18 protein-coding genes are annotated in these 17,849 nt (G+C 37.5%); 12 read left to right on the top strand and 6 right to left on the bottom strand.

The features are described from left to right. Nucleotides 1-156: 156 nt before the first annotated feature. The gene (locus tag AABJ51_RS18135; RefSeq protein ID WP_321577312.1) at nt 157-1,281 is read left to right on the top strand and encodes a redoxin domain-containing protein; all 1,125 of its coding nucleotides are present in this window, start codon (nt 157-159) and stop codon (nt 1,279-1,281) included. A 78-nt stretch (nt 1,282-1,359) separates the two neighbouring features. Here AABJ51_RS18135 and AABJ51_RS18140 read toward each other — a convergent pair whose 3' ends face one another. Continuing rightward, complete coding sequence (locus tag AABJ51_RS18140; protein WP_338373725.1) at nt 1,360-2,553, bottom strand: M20 metallopeptidase family protein; 1,194 nt, start codon at nt 2,551-2,553, stop codon at nt 1,360-1,362. Between the two features lie 199 nt (nt 2,554-2,752). On the opposite strand from AABJ51_RS18140, the gene yihA reads away from it, so the two are divergent. The 5 genes from yihA (at nt 2,753) to AABJ51_RS18165 (ending at nt 7,727) form a co-directional block, all read left to right on the top strand. Further along, nucleotides 2,753-3,349, top strand: coding sequence for a ribosome biogenesis GTP-binding protein YihA/YsxC (gene yihA / locus AABJ51_RS18145; protein ID WP_338373726.1), 597 nt, complete (start codon nt 2,753-2,755; stop codon nt 3,347-3,349). A 92-nt stretch (nt 3,350-3,441) separates the two neighbouring features. Beyond that, the gene (locus tag AABJ51_RS18150; RefSeq protein ID WP_414993100.1) at nt 3,442-3,891 is read left to right on the top strand and encodes a nucleoside deaminase; all 450 of its coding nucleotides are present in this window, start codon (nt 3,442-3,444) and stop codon (nt 3,889-3,891) included. Next, complete coding sequence (locus tag AABJ51_RS18155) at nt 3,891-5,507, top strand: phosphoethanolamine transferase (RefSeq protein WP_338373728.1); 1,617 nt, start codon at nt 3,891-3,893, stop codon at nt 5,505-5,507. The genes AABJ51_RS18150 and AABJ51_RS18155 overlap by 1 nt, the downstream gene beginning before the upstream one ends. 197 nt (nt 5,508-5,704) lie before the next feature. Then, on the top strand, nt 5,705-6,778 hold the full coding sequence (serC, locus tag AABJ51_RS18160) for a 3-phosphoserine/phosphohydroxythreonine transaminase (RefSeq protein ID WP_134435785.1): 1,074 nt from the start codon (nt 5,705-5,707) through the stop codon (nt 6,776-6,778). 22 nt (nt 6,779-6,800) lie between these two features. Then, the gene (locus AABJ51_RS18165) at nt 6,801-7,727 is read left to right on the top strand and encodes a 3-phosphoglycerate dehydrogenase (RefSeq protein WP_338373729.1); all 927 of its coding nucleotides are present in this window, start codon (nt 6,801-6,803) and stop codon (nt 7,725-7,727) included. A gap of 116 nt (nt 7,728-7,843) precedes the next feature. Here AABJ51_RS18165 and pnp read toward each other — a convergent pair whose 3' ends face one another. Then, entirely contained in the window at nt 7,844-10,027 is a 2,184-nt protein-coding gene (pnp, locus tag AABJ51_RS18170) for a polyribonucleotide nucleotidyltransferase (RefSeq protein WP_026625459.1), read from the bottom strand. Between the two features lie 208 nt (nt 10,028-10,235). Between pnp and AABJ51_RS18175 the strand changes: the two genes are divergently transcribed. The 5 genes from AABJ51_RS18175 to tsf all read left to right on the top strand — a co-directional run bounded on the left by AABJ51_RS18175 (nt 10,236) and on the right by tsf (nt 13,863). Beyond that, the gene (locus AABJ51_RS18175) at nt 10,236-10,676 is read left to right on the top strand and encodes a copper resistance protein NlpE (protein WP_338373730.1); all 441 of its coding nucleotides are present in this window, start codon (nt 10,236-10,238) and stop codon (nt 10,674-10,676) included. Nucleotides 10,677-10,942: 266 nt separating this feature from the next. Continuing rightward, the gene (gene rplM / locus AABJ51_RS18180; protein WP_026625457.1) at nt 10,943-11,398 is read left to right on the top strand and encodes a 50S ribosomal protein L13; all 456 of its coding nucleotides are present in this window, start codon (nt 10,943-10,945) and stop codon (nt 11,396-11,398) included. Nucleotides 11,399-11,403: 5 nt separating this feature from the next. Then, the gene (gene rpsI / locus AABJ51_RS18185) at nt 11,404-11,790 is read left to right on the top strand and encodes a 30S ribosomal protein S9 (protein ID WP_026625456.1); all 387 of its coding nucleotides are present in this window, start codon (nt 11,404-11,406) and stop codon (nt 11,788-11,790) included. 196 nt (nt 11,791-11,986) lie between these two features. Next, a complete protein-coding gene (gene rpsB, locus AABJ51_RS18190; protein ID WP_338373731.1) occupies nt 11,987-12,832 on the top strand; it encodes a 30S ribosomal protein S2 in 846 nt (281 codons plus the stop codon). A 206-nt stretch (nt 12,833-13,038) separates the two neighbouring features. Further along, on the top strand, nt 13,039-13,863 hold the full coding sequence (gene tsf, locus AABJ51_RS18195; RefSeq protein ID WP_338373732.1) for a translation elongation factor Ts: 825 nt from the start codon (nt 13,039-13,041) through the stop codon (nt 13,861-13,863). Nucleotides 13,864-13,920: 57 nt separating this feature from the next. Here tsf and AABJ51_RS18200 read toward each other — a convergent pair whose 3' ends face one another. The 3 genes from AABJ51_RS18200 to AABJ51_RS18210 form a co-directional block, all read right to left on the bottom strand. Further along, on the bottom strand, nt 13,921-14,559 hold the full coding sequence (locus tag AABJ51_RS18200) for an MBL fold metallo-hydrolase (RefSeq protein ID WP_026625453.1): 639 nt from the start codon (nt 14,557-14,559) through the stop codon (nt 13,921-13,923). A 16-nt stretch (nt 14,560-14,575) separates the two neighbouring features. Beyond that, the gene (gene rsmG / locus AABJ51_RS18205; RefSeq protein WP_026625452.1) at nt 14,576-15,196 is read right to left on the bottom strand and encodes a 16S rRNA (guanine(527)-N(7))-methyltransferase RsmG; all 621 of its coding nucleotides are present in this window, start codon (nt 15,194-15,196) and stop codon (nt 14,576-14,578) included. A gap of 95 nt (nt 15,197-15,291) precedes the next feature. After that, nucleotides 15,292-16,143 (bottom strand): RsiV family protein, encoded by an 852-nt coding sequence (locus AABJ51_RS18210; protein ID WP_338373733.1) that lies wholly within the window; start codon nt 16,141-16,143, stop codon nt 15,292-15,294. Nucleotides 16,144-16,497: 354 nt separating this feature from the next. Here AABJ51_RS18210 and AABJ51_RS18215 point away from each other — a divergent pair, with 354 nt between their 5' ends. Beyond that, complete coding sequence (locus tag AABJ51_RS18215) at nt 16,498-17,508, top strand: aspartate-semialdehyde dehydrogenase (RefSeq protein ID WP_026625450.1); 1,011 nt, start codon at nt 16,498-16,500, stop codon at nt 17,506-17,508. Nucleotides 17,509-17,573: 65 nt separating this feature from the next. Here the strand turns inward: AABJ51_RS18215 and AABJ51_RS18220 are convergent, their stop codons facing one another. Beyond that, nucleotides 17,574-17,849, bottom strand: a complete 276-nt coding sequence (locus tag AABJ51_RS18220) for a hypothetical protein (protein WP_338373734.1) — start codon at nt 17,847-17,849, stop codon at nt 17,574-17,576.

A 17,849-nucleotide genomic window follows, 5' to 3' on the forward strand; every position in this document is an offset into this window, starting at 1 on the left:
TATTACTTTGGTAAGTAAAACAATCAAAGTCTGTTATAACCTGAAAGTATATCATTAAATATTTTCTTTTATTTAATATAGCAGACAAATGTAAAATGTATATTATCTCGTTTATTGATTTAACAAATAGGTCTGAGACCTTAAAATTGAAGAAAGATGAAAAAAGTTTCTTTACTGTTCCTAACATTGGCGGTTGTTATGGCTGCTTGTACAAGTAAACCCGAGAAGAAGGAATTTGCTCTGACCGGAAAATTACCTTCTACGGAGTATGATGGAAAACAGGTTTATTTGCAGATTATTGACGAAAACACTGGTGACTATGTTTCCGTAGATACTGCGACTGTAGCCAATAGTACATTTGTGTTTAGCGGATCGGCGGCAGAAGCTCCTGCTATCCGTTTTGTTTCAATGGAGGCATTGCGCCGTCCGGCTGTATTTGTTTTGGAAGCCGACAGCATAGAGATGTCTTTTGATACCACTTATGTGGCGACTATCAAGGGTTCGGATCTGAATGATAAGTATCAGGCATTTGTTGATAAGCGAAACACTATCGGCGAAGGAATGGCTGCTATCAGCAAAGAGGAAGAAGCTGCCAAGGAAGCTAAAAAACTTACTCCTGAATTAGAAGCTAAATTGGAAAACAGTTATGACTCTGTTTATAATGAAATAAAAGCTGCAACTTTCGACTTTACCAAGTCTAATATATCTAATGTTTTAGGACAATATGTTCTTTTAGATAGAGGTGTTTCATTTTCAGCCGCTCAGTTGAAAGAGTTATTACCAGGCTTGGATGCTAAACTGAAGGCCAATGCTAAGGTTCAAAAATTGGAACAGAGATTACAGGCTTTGGATGCTACAGAAATAGGTAAACCATTTGTAGATGTCAAAGGCGCTACTCCTGCCGGAGAAACAATTGCATTGTCTGATTATGCCGGAAAAGGAAAAGTGGTATTAGTAGACTTCTGGGCATCATGGTGTCCTCCTTGTCGTGCAGAAATGCCAACTGTAGTAGAAGCTTATAAAAAGTATAAAGCAAAAGGATTTGAAATTGTCGGTATCTCTTTAGATGATGACAAAGCAGCATGGGAAAAAGGCATCAAAGACCTGAATATAACATGGCCTCAGATGTCAGATCTGAAAGGTTGGAAAACAGAATTGGGTGCTGCTTATGCAGTAAACAGTATTCCTCATACGCTACTTTTGGATAAAGACGGTAAGATTATCGAAAAGGACTTGAGAGGTGATGCGCTGTTAAAGAAACTCGCAGAAATATTGAAATAAGGTTGCAGATTTGTTTGTGACTTAAAAGATAACAAGAGAAAAGCTCAGAGTAGACATTCTATTCTGAGCTTTTTTGTATTATGGGTTACAGTATCTTAATGCCAGATAGGTAATTGTTCCGACAGAAGTTCGCAGAGCCTCTTCATCGATAAGGAATGTCGGGGTGTGTAATCCTGTACAATGCTGCATACCCATTATCCCATACCGATAGAACGTACACGGATATTCCTGAGAAAAGAAGCCGAAGTCTTCGGATGTCATACGTTTGGGCAATCCCAGCACTTTGTCTTCTCCCAGATATTCTATGGCGAAAGATTTGGCTGTTGCTGTTACTTGTTCGTTGTTATATGTGCAGGGGTATCCGTCATAGACCTCAATATCGCATTGGCATCCATATGCCTTAGCTGTGCTAATCGCTATCTCTTTTATAATAGGCTTTAGTTTGTTTCTCTCTTCTTCGTCCATGCAGCGAAGAGACCCTGCAAGAGTAACTTCGTTGGGAATGATGTTGGTCGCACCATCGGCAATGAACTTCCCGAATGTCAGTACACATGGTTTAAAAGGGTTGGATCGGCGACTTACTATTTGCTGCATTGATACAATTACTTGAGATGCCGCCAGTACTGTGTCATTGGCTTCGTGAGGTATAGCTCCGTGCCCTCCTTTGCCCTTGATTTTGATATGGACTTCATCTGCCGATGCCATGATAACTCCTGCCTCGAAACCGACAGTTCCAACGGGGTAATCGACATAAGCATGTTGTCCTATTATAATGTCAGGTTTATACGTATCGAAGATACCGTCTTTCAGCATCAGGCTTGCTCCTCCGGGATGTTTTTCTTCTCCGGGTTGGAATATGAACAGGATTGTCCCTTCGAAAGAATCTTTCAGATCGTTTATGATTCTGACAGCTGAGAGTAAACTCGCTGTATGTGTGTCGTGTCCGCAAGCATGCATTACACCTTCGTTTTCCGATTTAAAGCTGACGGGGTTTTGTTCAGTAATGGGTAGTGCATCCATATCCGCTCTGAGAGCGATAGTACGTGATGTTGGGTTCTGTCCTTTTATACACGCTAGTATGCCAAATCCTCCGATGTGGCTGCGGTATTCTATACCCCAGTCGTTCAGCCGTTTTTCGATGTATTCGGATGTATTTTTCTCTTCGAAAGACAATTCGGGATGCTGGTGTAAATGCTGATACTGGGTTACAGTATCTTTATGATAAAGTTCGACTTTTGCCTTGATCGCATTCGTAAGTTCTGATTGTTCCATTTTCATATTTCTGATGACTTGAAATGAAGTCTTAAAGTTATAAATAAGATTTAAAACTAAGCCATAAAAGCATTTAATGATGTGTTTTAAGTGATAGCTTACTCTTGCTGTTATACTGGCAAAGTCAATAAATAGGTCTGAGACCTTATTGTTTTATCTATCTAAAGTAGTATTTTTGTAATTTGTGAATACATTCAAAATGATAATAAAAGACGCTCAATTTGTAATAAGCAATACCGACTATCGTAAGTGCCCTCAGGATCAGAAGCCTGAATTTGCATTTATCGGACGGTCTAATGTAGGTAAGTCATCGCTTATAAATATGCTGACCAATCGTAAAGGATTGGCCATGACATCGGCTAAACCGGGAAAGACCCAGTTAATAAACCATTTTATTATCAATGATGAGTGGTATCTGGTTGATTTACCGGGATACGGATATGCTCAAAGAGGTAAAGATGGACGTGAACGTATTAAAACGATCATCGAGGATTATATTCTGGAACGTGAAGCGCTTACAAACCTGTTTTTGTTGCTTGATAGCAGACACGAACCTCAAAAGATTGACCTGGAGTTTATCGAGTGGCTTGGCGAAAATGCTATTCCGTTTGCCATTGTTTTTACTAAAATCGATAAGTTGAGCAAATCTCGTTTAAATGAGAATATGACCATTTATTTGAATAAATTACATGAAACATGGGAAGAGCTTCCCCCTATATTCCATACTTCATCCGAAGCTAAAATAGGAGGAGAAGAGATTCTTGATTATATCGAACAAATCAATAAAGGATTATAAATCAAACTCGATCTGATTTATAATGAAGTCTTATCTGGTTACTATTGCCTTAGTGACTATTTATTAAAGAAATAAAGATGAATAAAGAATATATGATGAAAGCAATAGAGCTTTCAATGAATAGTGTGGCAAACGGGGGAGGTCCTTTTGGAGCAGTTATCGTAAAAGATGGTAAAATAGTTGCGGAAGGTTCTAATTGTGTGACACTGAATAATGACCCGACAGCTCATGCCGAGGTTACAACTATTCGTAAAGCATGTACCGCTTTAAATACATTTGATCTTAGCGGCTGTGAAATTTATACATCATGTGAGCCTTGTCCTATGTGCTTATCTGCGATCTATTGGGCTCGTATTGAGCGTATTTATTACGGGTGCGATAAAGTTGATGCCAAAAATATCGGTTTTGATGATTCGTTTATATATGAGCAGATAGAACTAAAACCTGAATTAAGAAGCATTCCTTCTTCTCAAGTGTTGCATACCGAAGCCTTAGAGGCTTTCAGAATGTGGACAGATAAAGAAGACAAGATAGAATATTAATGATAAATGTTTTAGGCTCAATATTTCTGAAGTATCGGTTTATAATATTGAGTTTTTTGTATTTTGGGATTTTAGCGTTTTGGATGAGAGGTGGATTACCGGATAGCCGTTTTTTCTTCAATCTTATCTATGCAGTATTAAATGCTGTAATTTTACAATCTTTGATTATTCTTATATCTAAGATTCCGAAGTTCTCTTGGGTGTTTGCTTTTGTCTTATCTCTTTTAGTGACAGCGGATATTACCCATAAATTAGTGTACGGGACTTTGCTGACTCTTGGAGGTATTTCCTCAATGTTTGAAAGTAATACATCTGAGGCCGGAGATTTCTTTCTCTTATATATAAAAGATTGGTTGCCTGCTATTCTCCTGACTACTTCAATTATTATGTTGTCTGTGCATGAAGCACGGTCGATAACGATTCGAAAAAAGTATATCGTTGGCTTTTTAGTGATTGCTTTAAGTCTAAATTTTGCATCTATCTTTCTCTCAAGAGGAGAAGACGAAAGAGCAACTGCCTATGAAGAATTTAATACTGCTCCGGATCTTTTTATTCAGACCAGTATGTCAGTTCGGATTCCTTTAGGGGTGAATTCGTTTATTTCAACGCTTTCATATTGGAATGAGATGAGGAAATTCAGAGAAGAAGCAACCTTGCCGAAAGTCCTTATGCCGGGACTTTCTTACTCGCAGAAGAATGTCTCTCCACAGACAATATTTCTGGTGATAGGTGAAAGTTCTTTGAGGACTCATTATAGTTTGTATGGCTATGATTTACCAACAACTCCCTTCCTCGATAGTCTTAATACAGCAGGAAATCTTCTTTATTATAACGCTTTTTCTGTAGCACCTATAACCAGAGAGGCGCTGAGAATGTCTCTAAGTTTTGCGTCTCCTCTTGATGTTGCTCCGTTTACCAAGAATGAAAATGTTGTGACAATGGCTAATCTGGCAGGTTATGAATCTCATTGGGTTTCTAATCAGAATAAGGTTGGTATGCATGACAGCTTTATAGGGTTGCTGGCTTCGTATGCTAAGACCTCGAAATTCTATCATTTTGAAAAGGATGATATTCAATTGTTGAAGGATGTGAGTGAACAATATGATTCATCCAAAAAGCAGATGTTCTTTATTCATCTGAAGGGAAGTCATATCGATTATAGCGATAAGTATGATCGGACGGATCAAGATGATTTTAAGGAAGTACCCGGAAGGGAAATAACACTCGACTACGACCGAAGTATCCATCATACAGACCGGGTTTTATCTCAACTTGATCACTTAGTCAAAAGTTCAGCAAAAGACAGTGTTTCTTCTGTAATTGTTTATTATTCTGATCATGGAGAGGTAATAAATAAAGGTCATGGAATAATGAAGAAAAAAAGTGACCAGTTTAAGATTCCTTTTTTGATCATACCTTATAGACAGAAACGGTATATTTCTCAAAAGATGGAGCATTTTCTGGATAATGGTATCTTTAATTCTAATAGCATTAGTTATTTTATGTCCTTTCTATTAGGTTATGATATAGATGAGCAGTTGTTAAGAAGATCCCAAAACGAAGCTTTGTATTACTATCATGTAGACGGACGAAGCTATAAAATTGCCGATTTATAATATTGGAGTAACCGTAAATCATTTATTTTATCTATAATTAAGGGTGGATAAAAGTGTATTGTTATTGTTTGATCTGTAGCTACAAAATAACATAAAAAGAAGTTGGTTTTTTTAATATTACTGCGAATTTCAAATATATTTATTAATTTTGACAGATGTCTAACCAATAAGAAAGAACGATTTTAATTCTTGCAAATATGAAAAAAATCAATTTTAGTGCAGGTCCTTCAATTTTACCACAGCAGACAATAGAGGAAACAGCCAAAGCTATTTTGGATTTCAATTCTTCGACATTGTCTCTAATGGAAGTTAGTCACCGTGGGAAAGATTTCATCGCCGTTATGGATGAAACGATTGCGTTGTTTAAAGAACTACTCAATGTTCCCGCAGGTTATTCGGTAATATTTCTTGGTGGTGGGGCAAGTTTACAATTCTGTATGGTGCCTTTTAACTTACTCGAAAAGAAAGCTGCCTATTTGAATACAGGGACTTGGGCTAGTAAAGCGGAAAAAGAAGCTAAACTATTTGGTGAAGTCGTAGAAGTTGCATCGTCGAAACCAGATAACTTTACTTATATTCCTAAAGATTATACGATACCAGCTGATGCTGATTATTTCCATATAACAACGAACAATACCATCTTCGGAACAGAAATACACACCGATATTGATTCGCCCGTACCGTTGGTAGCAGATATGTCTTCTGATATATTCTCTCGTGTGATAGATGTTTCTAAATATGCTCTTATATATGGTGGTGCTCAGAAAAATTTAGCTCCCGCAGGGCTAACATTTGTAGTAATTAAAGATGAAATTCTAGGAAAAGTATCACGTCAGATACCTACTATGCTGAATTATCAGACGCATATCGATAACGGTTCTATGTTCAATACACCTCCTGTAGTGCCTATTTATGCTGCTATGCAGACTTTGCGTTGGTTGAAAGCCAAAGGTGGAGTTCCTGCTATGGAAAAATTGAATAAAGAAAAGGCTGCTTTGTTGTATAATGAGATAGATCGTAATCCTCTGTTTATTGGAACTGCGGCGAAAGAAGACCGTTCGTTGATGAATGTTTGTTTCGTTATGTCTGAAGGTTATAAAGAATTGGAAGCTGACTTCCTGAAATTTGCATCAAGCAAAGGTTTAGATGGACTGAAAGGACACCGTTCGGTAGGTGGATTCAGAGCATCTATATATAATGCGATGCCTTTGGAAGGTGTTCAGGCATTAGTTGATGCTATGCAGGAATTCGAAAAAAACAATGCTAAATAAAAATCGGATATAACAAAATACTATGAGTAAAAGAGTATTAATAGCAACTGATAAACCATTTGCGGCAGAGGCTGTAAAAGGCATCAGAAGTGTTATCGAGAAGGCAGGATATGAATTGGTTCTGCTTGAAAAATATACAGAAAAACAGCAGTTGTTAGATGCTGTTGCGGATGTTGATGCTGCGATTATCCGCAGTGATATTTTTGATAAGGATGTTTTGTCGTCAGCAAAGCAATTGAAAATAGTGGTGCGTGCCGGAGCCGGTTATGATAATATCGATCTGGATGCAGCTACAGCCAATGGTATTTGTGCAATGAATACCCCCGGACAAAATGCAAATGCAGTTGCAGAACTTGTATTTGGATTAGCAGTATATGCTGTTCGTAATTTTTATAACGGAACATCTGGTAGTGAGTTGTTAGGCAAAAAACTTGGAATCCATGCATACGGAAACGTTGGTCGCAATGTTGCTCGTATAGCTAAAGGATTCGGGATGGATGTGTATGCTTTCGATCCTTTTCTTTCGGCTGAGGCTATAGAGAAAGAAGGTGTTAAGGCTGTTAAATCTGTTGAAGAATTATATACTACATGTCAGTTTGTATCATTGCATATTCCTGCAACCGCAGAAACTAAGAATTCAATCAATTTCGAATTGTTGAGTAAACTTCCTAAGAAAGCTTTGTTATTGAACACAGCCCGCAAAGAAGTGATTAATGAGGCTGAGATCGTTAAATTTATGGAAGAGCGGACAGACTTTAAATATGTGACTGATATCAAGCCCGGAAATCACGAAGAACTGGCTGCTAAATTTGCAGACAGGTATTTCTCTACTCCGAAGAAGATGGGGGCACAAACAGGCGAAGCTAATACAAATGCAGGTATAGCTGCGGCTAATCAGATTGTAGACTTCTTCGAAAATGGCAATGAACGTTTCAGAGTAAACAAGTAAGGTCGCAGACCTTTTTATTATACAGACTCGAATAAATGAAAGTCTGTTTTTGATAAGTAAAAAAAATAAGGATTGCATTTTGCAATCCTTATTTTATATGTTGAAAATTCAAGAAATCAATTTTCAGGAGCAGCCACTTCAGGAGCTTGATCGTCTTTTTTTACAACCGGTCTTTCAGGACGTGGAGGACGAGGAAGTAATGCTTTACGAGAAAGCTTAATCTTTCCTGTTTTAGAATCGATATCAACTAGTTTAAGTTCTAAGATATCTCCTTCTTTTAAGCCTGCATCTTCCATGTTTTCTATACGATCCCAAGATAGTTCGGAAATATGTAGAAGTCCGTCTTTACCCGGTAAGAATTCGCAGAATGCGCCATAAGGCATGATCGAACGAACCTTCGCTTCATATACCTCACCTATTTCAGGAACAGTAGTAATACCTTTAACTTTAGCAACAGCAGCATCAATAGAAGCCTTGTTGGTAGCAGAGATTTCTACTCGACCTTGATTGTCTATCTCTTCGATAGTAATAGTAGCTCCGGTTTCTTCTTGTATACCTTGTATAATTTTTCCACCAGGTCCTATTACAGCTCCGATAAAGTCTTTAGGTATCATCATCACAACAATACGAGGAGCATTTGGTTTAAGATCTGGTCTTGGAGCAGGCAGTGTTTCAAGAACTTTACCCATGATGTGTAAACGTCCTTCTTTCGCCTGATTCAATGCTTTCTCTAGAATTTCGTAAGAAAGACCATCTACTTTAATATCCATTTGAGTAGCAGTAATACCATCAACAGTACCACAAACTTTGAAGTCCATATCACCTAAATGATCTTCATCACCTAAAATATCTGAAAGAACAGCATAGTTTGTGCCTTTCTTTTCAGAAATAAGTCCCATTGCAATACCTGTTACAGGTTTTTTAATTTCCACACCGGCATCCATAAGAGCCAGAGTTCCCGCACAAACTGTTGCCATAGATGATGAACCGTTTGATTCTAATATATCAGAAACTACACGTACAACATAAGGATATCCTGTTGGAATCATTGGTTTTAAAGCTCTGTGAGCAAGATTACCGTGTCCAACTTCGCGACGTCCTACACCTCTCTGTGGACGAGCTTCTCCTGTAGAGAATGGAGGGAAATTGTAATGTAAAAGGAAACGTTCTCTTCCGTTATTCAAAACATCATCAATGATCTTCTCATCAAGTTTAGTTCCTAAAGTAACAGTAGTAAGTGATTGTGTTTCTCCACGAGTGAATATTGCTGAACCATGGGCTCCGGGTAGATAGTCTACTTCGCTCCAGATCGGGCGAATTTCGGTAGTCTTACGACCGTCAAGACGCTTTCCTTCGTCTAAAATAGAGCGGCGCATTGCTTCTTTTTCCACATCGTGATAGTATTTTCCTATCAATGCTCCTTTTTCTGCAAGTTCTTCTTCAGTAAGGCTCGCTTTATATTCTGTAACTATTGCTTCGAAATTATCTACACGTTCGTGTTTGTTTGTGTTACATGATGTTGCAACAGCATAAGCCTTGTCGTAACATTTAGCCCAAACATCTTTACGAAGATCTTCGTCATTCGCTTCATGGCAATAAGTGCGTTTTTCTGTAGTACCGCATAATTCCATAAGTTCAAGCTGAGCTTGACATTGTAGCTTAATGGCTTCATGTGCAAATTTGATTGCTTCGAGCATTTCTGATTCTTGCACTTCTTTCATTTCGCCTTCTACCATCATGATATTGTCGATAGTTGCTCCTACCATAATATCCATATCGGCTTGTGCTAATTGATCGAAAGTCGGATTTAATACGAATTTACCATCAATACGGGCAACTCGTGCTTCAGAAATAGGTCCGTTAAATGGAATTGTAGATACAGCCAAAGCTGCAGATGCCGCCAATCCGGCAAGGGCATCCGGTATATCTTTACCGTCTGAAGAGAATAATATTATATTAACAAAAACTTCAGCGTGATAATCATCCGGAAAAAGAGGACGCAGAGCGCGGTCTACTAATCGGCATGTTAGGATTTCGTAATCAGATGCACGTCCTTCACGGCGTAAAAAACCTCCCGGGAAACGTCCAAATGCGGCGAATTTTTCTTTGTATTCAACTTGCAAGGGCATAAAATCTACACCCGGATTTGCATCTTTTGCGGCACATACTGTAGCCAGCAGAATAGTATCTCCCATTCTAACGGTAACAGAACCATCAGCCTGTTTAGCTAATTTTCCTGTTTCAATGGTGATAGACCTTCCATCACCCAAATCGATACTTTTTGTAATCGGTTTAATCATAATTCTTTTTTTCTATCTTCTAAAAATCGCGTAAAGTTACGTAAAGTTTTTTATTATTCTGTTTTGAAACACATTAAAGATAGCTTAACATAAAATAATGAACACTTTTGTCATTGAAAGGTTATATTTGCTGGAGGAATATTTCACGGAATTTTTATTTTCTTGGGATGATGAGAAATCATTAGTGTTAATTAATTATATAAATATTATGAAAAAAAGCTTTTTGTTATTATTCTCTTCGGTTTTGTTATTCAGTTGTAATAATAAACAAGCGGATAAGCAAGAGTCCGTAGGAGGTGATTCGTTGACAACTGTTGTAGATGATCATAATGCTCGAACATCATTGGATGTCGCAGGGGTTTATAAAGGTGTGCTGCCTACAGCATCAGCAGGAGGAATGGAGGTTATTATCAATCTGACAGATAGTACTTATAGTAAAGAATTTAAATATCTGGGGGAGAAAAATCCGAAAGCATATACAAGTAAAGGGGTATTTAGCTGGAGTGCAGATGGTTCGACTATAACACTGTCGGGAGAAGATGCTCCTAATCAATATTTTGTAGAAGAGGGAGCATTGCGTCAGTTGGATATTGAAGGCAAAAAAATAGAAGGCAGCTTAGCCGATCAGTACGTATTGAAAAAAGAGTAAGAGACCGGTGTTGTCTTGAAAATATATCGAAGGGTTGTGATAAAAAATCACAACTCTTTTTTTGTTGTTGAAATCGTAATTATCTGTGATGATATTTTTTGCTAATTAACAGAAAATCCGTATCTTTGCGAGCCGATTATTATAAATGTGAATTTAAATATTTGATACATAGTTTGTTATTTGCTTACAAGTGTCCTTAGCAGATAAAAGTAGATTAAGCTATGATCGGGTATTAGTCATTAACCAAATTAAAACAATTAAAGAAAGTGGATACTTTAAGTTATAAGACCATTTCCGCAAACAAAGCAACCGCGAAAAAAGAGTGGGTTGTGATTGATGCTTCGGGTCAGACTTTAGGTCGTTTGGCTTCAAAAGTGGCTAAACTTTTGAGAGGAAAGTATAAGCCAAGTTTTACTCCTCACGTAGATTGTGGAGATAATGTAGTTATTATTAATGCTGATAAAGTTGTTCTAACTGGTAACAAGTGGAACGATCGTGTTTATCTGAGATATACAGGATATCCCGGAGGACAACGCGAAACTACTCCAGCCGTATTGCTTAGCAAGGGTGCTGACAGATTAGTGCATAAAGTGGTAAAAGGTATGTTGCCTAAAAATATTTTGGGTGCTGCTCTTTTGAAAAATCTTTATGTATACGGAGGCTCAGAACATAAACATGAGGCTCAACAACCTAAAACATTAGATATAAACTCTCTTAAATAATAACAATGGAAGTAATAAATGCAATCGGAAGACGCAAAGCTGCAGTAGCTCGTGTATACGTTAGCGAGGGAACCGGAAAAATTGTTATCAACAAACGAGATTTAACAAATTACTTCCCTTCATCAATCCTTCAGTATGTTGTGACTCAACCTCTAAATAAATTAGGTGTTGTTGAAAAATATGACATTAAAATCAATCTGAATGGTGGTGGTTACAAAGGGCAAGCAGAAGCTGCACGTCTAGGTATAGCTCGTGCGCTTGTAAAGATCAATGCAGATGATAAACCAGCTCTAAGAGCAGAAGGCTTTATGACTCGTGATCCTCGTGTTGTTGAACGTAAAAAACCGGGACAACCAAAAGCAAGAAAAAGATTTCAATTCTCAAAACGTTAATTTGGCTATGGCTTTCGCTTATCAGAATTGGTCTTTCGTGGCTTAGTTCTTATAGCGAACAGAAATATAGACGTTGTCAATACGTCGGCAAAAGTTACGTTTAGTATCTAAATTGACGGGACTTCTTTGATGAGCTACCCGGCAATTCAAATTTGCAGAAAAAGAAAGTAAACGCATTAAAAACGAAAAAACAAAAATGGCAAAATTAGAATTTGACCAATTACTTGAAGCTGGTGTACACTTCGGACACTTAAAAAGAAAGTGGAATCCAGCTATGGCTCCTTATATTTTTATGGAGCGTAATGGCATTCACATTATCGACCTATACAAAACAATCGCAAAGGCTGACGAAGCTGCTGCTGCATTGAAACAAATAGCTAAATCAGGTAAAAAAATCTTGTTCGTTGCAACTAAAAAGCAAGCTAAACAAGTCGTTGCCGATTTATCACAATCAGTAAATATGCCATACGTTATTGAACGTTGGCCAGGAGGTATGTTGACTAACTTTCCTACTATCCGTAAGGCTGTTAAGAAAATGTCAACTATTGACAAAATGATTAAAGACGGTACATTTGATACTCTTTCTAAGAGAGAAAAACTTCAAATCACTCGTCAACGTGCTAAATTGGAAAAAACTCTAGGGTCTATCCAAGATTTAACACGTCTTCCTTCTGCTCTGTTCATTGTTGATGTTTTGAAAGAAAATATCGCAGTGAAAGAAGCTCAACGTTTAGGTATTCCAGTATTTGCAATGGTAGATACAAACTCTAATCCCTCGGATATAGATTTTGTTATCCCTGCAAATGATGATGCTGCTAAATCTATCGAAGTGATTCTTTCTCACCTTTGCGAATCTATCAAAGAAGGTTTAGATGAACGCAAAGTAGAAAAAGCAGACAGTACTGCTGCCGAAGCTCAGGAAGAAGGAGCAAGAAGAGAGCGTAAAGCTAAAACCGGAGCTAAAAAAGAACGTGCATCTAAAGATGACGAAGAAGCTCTGAAGGCTGCTGTTGCTAGCAAATATGTGAAAGACGAAGAGTAATCTCGTAAATACATAAAGGTTAAGAATAACAGCTGGGAACAAACATTCTTAGGCCTGATTCTTAACCTTCTCTTTTTTTAATATACCAATGTAAGTAGACTAAAGTCTCTGATATACCACACAGTTAATATTGTGTTTGGTTGTTTACTTACCTAAATAATAAATAGGTCTGAGACCTTTATAATCTAAAAAATACAATAAAGAATATGGCAGTTAGTATGGCTGATATCCAAAACCTACGCAAAAGAACAGGCGCAGGTATGATGGATTGTAAAAATGCATTGAGCGAAGCTGGTGGCGATTTTGATAAAGCTATCGAAATTATTCGTAAAAAAGGACAAGCTTTCGCTGCAAAACGTGGCGACCGTGAAGCTTCTGAAGGTTGTGTATTAGCAGGTGTAAACAATGATTTCGCTGCTCTTGTAGCATTAAAGTGTGAAACAGACTTCGTGGCTATCAATGCTGAATTCGTAGGATTAACTACTACTATCCTTGATGCTGCATTAGCTAACAAACCTGAATCATTAGATGCGTTAAACAATGTACAAGTAGATGGACGCAGAATCGAAGATCTAGTTACAGACCGTATGGGGGTAACTGGTGAAAAGATGGAAATAGGTTCTTTCGAAATATTGTCTGCTCCTTCTGTTGTATCATATATACACCCGGGAAACAAGTTGGCTACTATCGTAGGTTTCAACAAAGCAGGTGTGGATGCTCAGGTAGCAAGAGATGTGGCTATGCAAATTGCTGCAATGAATCCTGTTGCTTTGAAAGCAGAAGAGGTATCTGAAGAAATCAAAGAAAGAGAATTAAACCTTGCTAGAGAAAAAGCTCGTGAAGCAGGTAAACCTGAAAATTTGATCGAGAAAATTGCTGAAGGTGCATTGACTAAATTCTACAAAGAGTTTACTCTTCTTCAACAAGAATTTATCAAGAATCCTAAACAAAACATTGAGCAATATCTGCATTCTGTAGATAAAGAACTTACTGTTGTAGGATTCAAACGTTTCTCTTTGAATGCTGAATAATTAGCATAATAGAGTTAATAAAAAAGGCGAATCGATTGATTCGCCTTTTTTATTGGTTTATTGTAAGAAAGGGTTATTCCTTTTCTCGTCTCTGATGCTTGTTTGCGGTCCGTGACCGGGATAAACGATAGTTTCCGGAGGTAATGTTAACAAGCGGGTTCTTATGGCTTCGATCAATTGAGATTGATTGCCTCCTGCAAGATCGGTACGACCGATACTTCCCCTGAATAAGGCATCTCCGACAAATACACATTCGCCTTCGATACTATAAAACGCAACGCTGCCCGGCGAATGTCCCGGAACTTCCAATACAATGAACTTCTGATTGCCGAATTCTATTGTATCATTTTCTTTAATGAAACTGCCGACTTCCGGAGCTTCTTCTGCGTCTCTGAATCCAAACATGCGCATCTGTGCCGGCATTGCCTCTAAAAGAAATAAATCTTTATCGTTAGCAAATGCTTTTAAGCCAAACTGATCCAGTATAAACTTATTTCCAAAAACATGATCGAAATGGAGATGTGTATTTAGCAGGTGTTTGACCACAAGATCGTTGTCCAGTATGAAATCCAGCAACTGCCTTTTTTCATCAGGGAAAAAACAGCCAGCATCGATAATCACGCATTCTTTGGTTTCGTCATAAACAACGTATGTGTTTTCTGCGATTGGATTGAATTCGAATATCTTTATGTTCATCGTATTTCTATTTTATTTACAGAGGTAGGTAAACTACCTTCTTTGTCTCAAAAAAGTCTTCAGAAAAGAAATTACTCAAATCGTCGATTTCTGCATATTTTCTGAATGGGGCTACTTCTCCTTCCAGTTCTCCGCCTTTCAGGCATATCAGCCCGTTTGGTAAAGAGTTTTGCTGTTCTTTGGATATATTCTTCTTTATTATTTTTACTAACTCTTCAAGCGGCATAACCGCACGGCTCACTACAAAATCGAATTTGCCTTTCTCTTCCTGTGCTCTGCAGTGTCTGAAACTGATATTTTCAAGTCCGATAGCATTCGATACTTCTGTTGCTACCTTGATTTTTTTGCCGATGCTATCTACAAGTAAGAATCGGGTTTCAGGGAATAAAATAGCTAAAGGTACTCCCGGAAAACCTCCTCCTGTGCCTACATCCATTATAGAACTTCCGGGCTTGAAAGAAATAACCTTTGCTATGCCTAATGAATGAAGAACGTGGTGTGTATACAAGTTTTCAATATCTTTGCGGGATATCACATTGATCTTCGAATTCCAATCAAGATACAGATCATAAAGGGCTGCAAATTGGGCTTTTTGCTTATCTGTCAGATTCGGAAAGTATTTCAGTATAATATCCATAACTATTTAGTAAATGAAAGTATTTAATGATACATTTTTAGTTATAATAAGCTCAGGTTGTTATACTAGCCAAAGCAATAAATAGTTTTGTGACCTTATTTCTCTATAAATTGACTTATCGGTGAATTTTCTTTCAATACAAGGCTCAACTCGTCATACGGTATAAAGATCTTGATTGCATCCAGTTGATACGCTGAATATTCACCTTTGTTGAATATATAAGTAATACCTTTACTGTCAACATAAAAATTGTTGTTTGGTACTATTTCATCAATACCGAAATAACCGAGATTTTCGAGGTCATTAATTGTTTGAACCTTATTGGACTTCATCAGCCTGTCTTTGAATATAGATGATAGGAACTTTTCGAATCCGGAATTAAAGATGTCATCTTCCATCATTAATTTACCTGTTTCGAGGTTTATAGTATGGTTTTTGAGATATTCATAAGACGTTGCACCTCCTTTATAATTCACTTGCTTTACCTGAAAAGATAGTATTTTTCCCTTATTGAAAAGAATCTCATTACTGATCGTTTCATAGTAAGAGAAGTAATTGTCATTATCATCATGGGATGCTCCCGAAACTCGGTCTTTGATATAGATATTGACATCTTGCTTGTAATTTTCGATATATGCATCTTCATAGGCTGTAATAGCTTCGGTTGGTTTTAGATGCGAATAATGTTCATCGAGAAAGCTGGATATGAAAATCTCCTGAAGTGAATCAAGTAAGGCTCCGTCGGTATAGTATTTCGGATAGATAAAAGTCACTTTCAAGTTAGACGAAGGCTGTGTAGAGTCGTTGTCTATGTGATAATTTCGGACTGAATGTATCGTGTCGAATTGTATGTCGTTATCCGCTGTACTGGAAACCTGCTTTTTACAAGACTCCATTGAGAACACAAACAATCCGAGTAGCAGTAAATATAAATAATGAATTTTCATATTGTAAAATAACATATAGTATTTAATAACTTATTCCTAAATGATAACTTCCGATTGTTATTTATTCGAGCAACTCGAGCAAAGAGGAATAAGACCTAAAAACTAATTTATACGCAAATATACCAAATAAAATTCGAGCCAAAAGGCAATATCCGATAAACTTATTCTATCAATGAAGTGTAAAATATACTTTGCATTTCTGTGTTTTTAGATAACGGCTTTATCCTTAATATTCTTCTTCTCGTAAATATATATAATCATATATCTATAGCATAGATAAAAAGTCTATCTTTGCGAAGGAGATTCTAAGTCTCAAGGTAAAAGAATTATTTATTATTAACAATCAACACAAAAATGAAAATTGCAATTGTTGGCGTAAGTGGAGCGGTTGGCCAGGAATTTTTGAAAGTTCTTGACGAACGCAATTTCCCGTTTGATGAATTAGTCTTGTTTGGTTCTGCCCGTAGTGCAGGTAAAGAATACACTTTCAAGGGTAAGAAGTACACGGTAAAGGAACTTAAGCACAACGATGACTTTAAAGATATTGATATTGCATTTGTTTCTGCCGGAGGTGGTACATCAATTGAGTTTGCCGATACTATAACCCAGTTTGGAACAGTAATGATCGATAATTCAAGTGCATTCCGTATGGATAAGGATGTGCCTTTGGTTGTTCCCGAAGTGAATGGCGAAGATGCCAAAGTACGTCCCCGTAATATTATAGCTAACCCTAATTGTACCACTATCCAGTTGGTGGTTGCGTTGAATCCGCTGGAAAAAGTATCTCACATCAAACGGGTACATGTATCTACCTATCAGGCTGCATCCGGAGCGGGAGCAACAGCTATGGACGAATTGGTAAACCAGTTTAAACAGATACTCAACAAAGAAGAAGTTACTGTCGAAAAGTTTGCTTACCAGTTGGCATATAATGTCATTCCTCAGGTCGACGTGTTTACTGATAACGGCTATACCAAAGAGGAAATGAAGATGTACAACGAGACTCGCAAGATCATGCACTCTGATATAGAAGTTAGTGCTACATGTGTACGTGTACCTGTTGTAAGAGCTCACTCCGAAGCTACATGGATAGAAACCGAAAGACCAATCTCTGTAGAGGAAGCTAAGGCTGCATTGGCTGCAGAAGGAAATGGAGTTATACTTCAAGACGACCCTGCAAACAAAGATTATCCTATGCCATTGTTTGTAGCTAATAAAGAAGAAGTATATGTCGGACGCATCCGTAAAGATATAACTAATCCGAATGGACTCTCATTCTGGTCGGTAAGTGATCAGATAAAGAAAGGTGCTGCTTTGAATGCTGTTCAGATAGCTGAGTACCTGATCAAAGAAAATGCTTTGTAAGTAAGTATTTCAACATATAAAGAAAGGGGCTGTTCCAAAAGTAAAAAGGAACAGCCCTTTTTTCGTTATTCTAATGGCAGTTTTTTGATCAATTCCTGCATCAAAGGAAGTGTTTCTTCACTGTCCGTCTTAATTTCGCAACCATGCACCAGATCATTGGCCAGTCTGAAAGTGTGATCCTGATATTCTATCTTCCATACATCTGCCTCAGGAGCCATGATATAGCCGGATACGGATATAAAGTCTAATTTGAAAAGAATCTTTTCAAGAATATCCTTCTCGTAATTATCCCATTCGGGAATCTGATATGTCCAAAAATCACCAATCTTTAGAAATTCCAT

Origin of the sequence: Indolivaga capnocytophagoides, from assembly GCF_036511535.1 — a bacterium.
GTDB classification, from domain to species: domain Bacteria; phylum Bacteroidota; class Bacteroidia; order Bacteroidales; family Dysgonomonadaceae; genus Dysgonomonas_A; species Dysgonomonas_A capnocytophagoides.

Excerpts from the sequence above, each read along its gene's own strand:
- AABJ51_RS18210 (WP_338373733.1), bottom strand. The coding sequence starts at position 16,143 with ATGAAAATTCATTATTTATATTTACTGCTACTCGGATTGTTTGTGTTC.
- AABJ51_RS18215 (WP_026625450.1), top strand. The coding sequence starts at position 16,498 with ATGAAAATTGCAATTGTTGGCGTAAGTGGAGCGGTTGGCCAGGAATTT.
- AABJ51_RS18140 (WP_338373725.1), bottom strand. The coding sequence starts at position 2,553 with ATGGAACAATCAGAACTTACGAATGCGATCAAGGCAAAAGTCGAACTT.
- yihA (WP_338373726.1), top strand. The coding sequence starts at position 2,753 with ATGATAATAAAAGACGCTCAATTTGTAATAAGCAATACCGACTATCGT.
- pnp (WP_026625459.1), bottom strand. The coding sequence starts at position 10,027 with ATGATTAAACCGATTACAAAAAGTATCGATTTGGGTGATGGAAGGTCT.
- AABJ51_RS18175 (WP_338373730.1), top strand. The coding sequence starts at position 10,236 with ATGAAAAAAAGCTTTTTGTTATTATTCTCTTCGGTTTTGTTATTCAGT.
- rsmG (WP_026625452.1), bottom strand. The coding sequence starts at position 15,196 with ATGGATATTATACTGAAATACTTTCCGAATCTGACAGATAAGCAAAAA.
- rpsB (WP_338373731.1), top strand. The coding sequence starts at position 11,987 with ATGGCAAAATTAGAATTTGACCAATTACTTGAAGCTGGTGTACACTTC.
- AABJ51_RS18135 (WP_321577312.1), top strand. The coding sequence starts at position 157 with ATGAAAAAAGTTTCTTTACTGTTCCTAACATTGGCGGTTGTTATGGCT.
- AABJ51_RS18155 (WP_338373728.1), top strand. The coding sequence starts at position 3,891 with ATGATAAATGTTTTAGGCTCAATATTTCTGAAGTATCGGTTTATAATA.
- AABJ51_RS18150 (WP_414993100.1), top strand. The coding sequence starts at position 3,442 with ATGATGAAAGCAATAGAGCTTTCAATGAATAGTGTGGCAAACGGGGGA.
- serC (WP_134435785.1), top strand. The coding sequence starts at position 5,705 with ATGAAAAAAATCAATTTTAGTGCAGGTCCTTCAATTTTACCACAGCAG.
- AABJ51_RS18220 (WP_338373734.1), bottom strand. The coding sequence starts at position 17,849 with ATGGAATTTCTAAAGATTGGTGATTTTTGGACATATCAGATTCCCGAA.
- AABJ51_RS18200 (WP_026625453.1), bottom strand. The coding sequence starts at position 14,559 with ATGAACATAAAGATATTCGAATTCAATCCAATCGCAGAAAACACATAC.
- rpsI (WP_026625456.1), top strand. The coding sequence starts at position 11,404 with ATGGAAGTAATAAATGCAATCGGAAGACGCAAAGCTGCAGTAGCTCGT.
- tsf (WP_338373732.1), top strand. The coding sequence starts at position 13,039 with ATGGCAGTTAGTATGGCTGATATCCAAAACCTACGCAAAAGAACAGGC.
- AABJ51_RS18165 (WP_338373729.1), top strand. The coding sequence starts at position 6,801 with ATGAGTAAAAGAGTATTAATAGCAACTGATAAACCATTTGCGGCAGAG.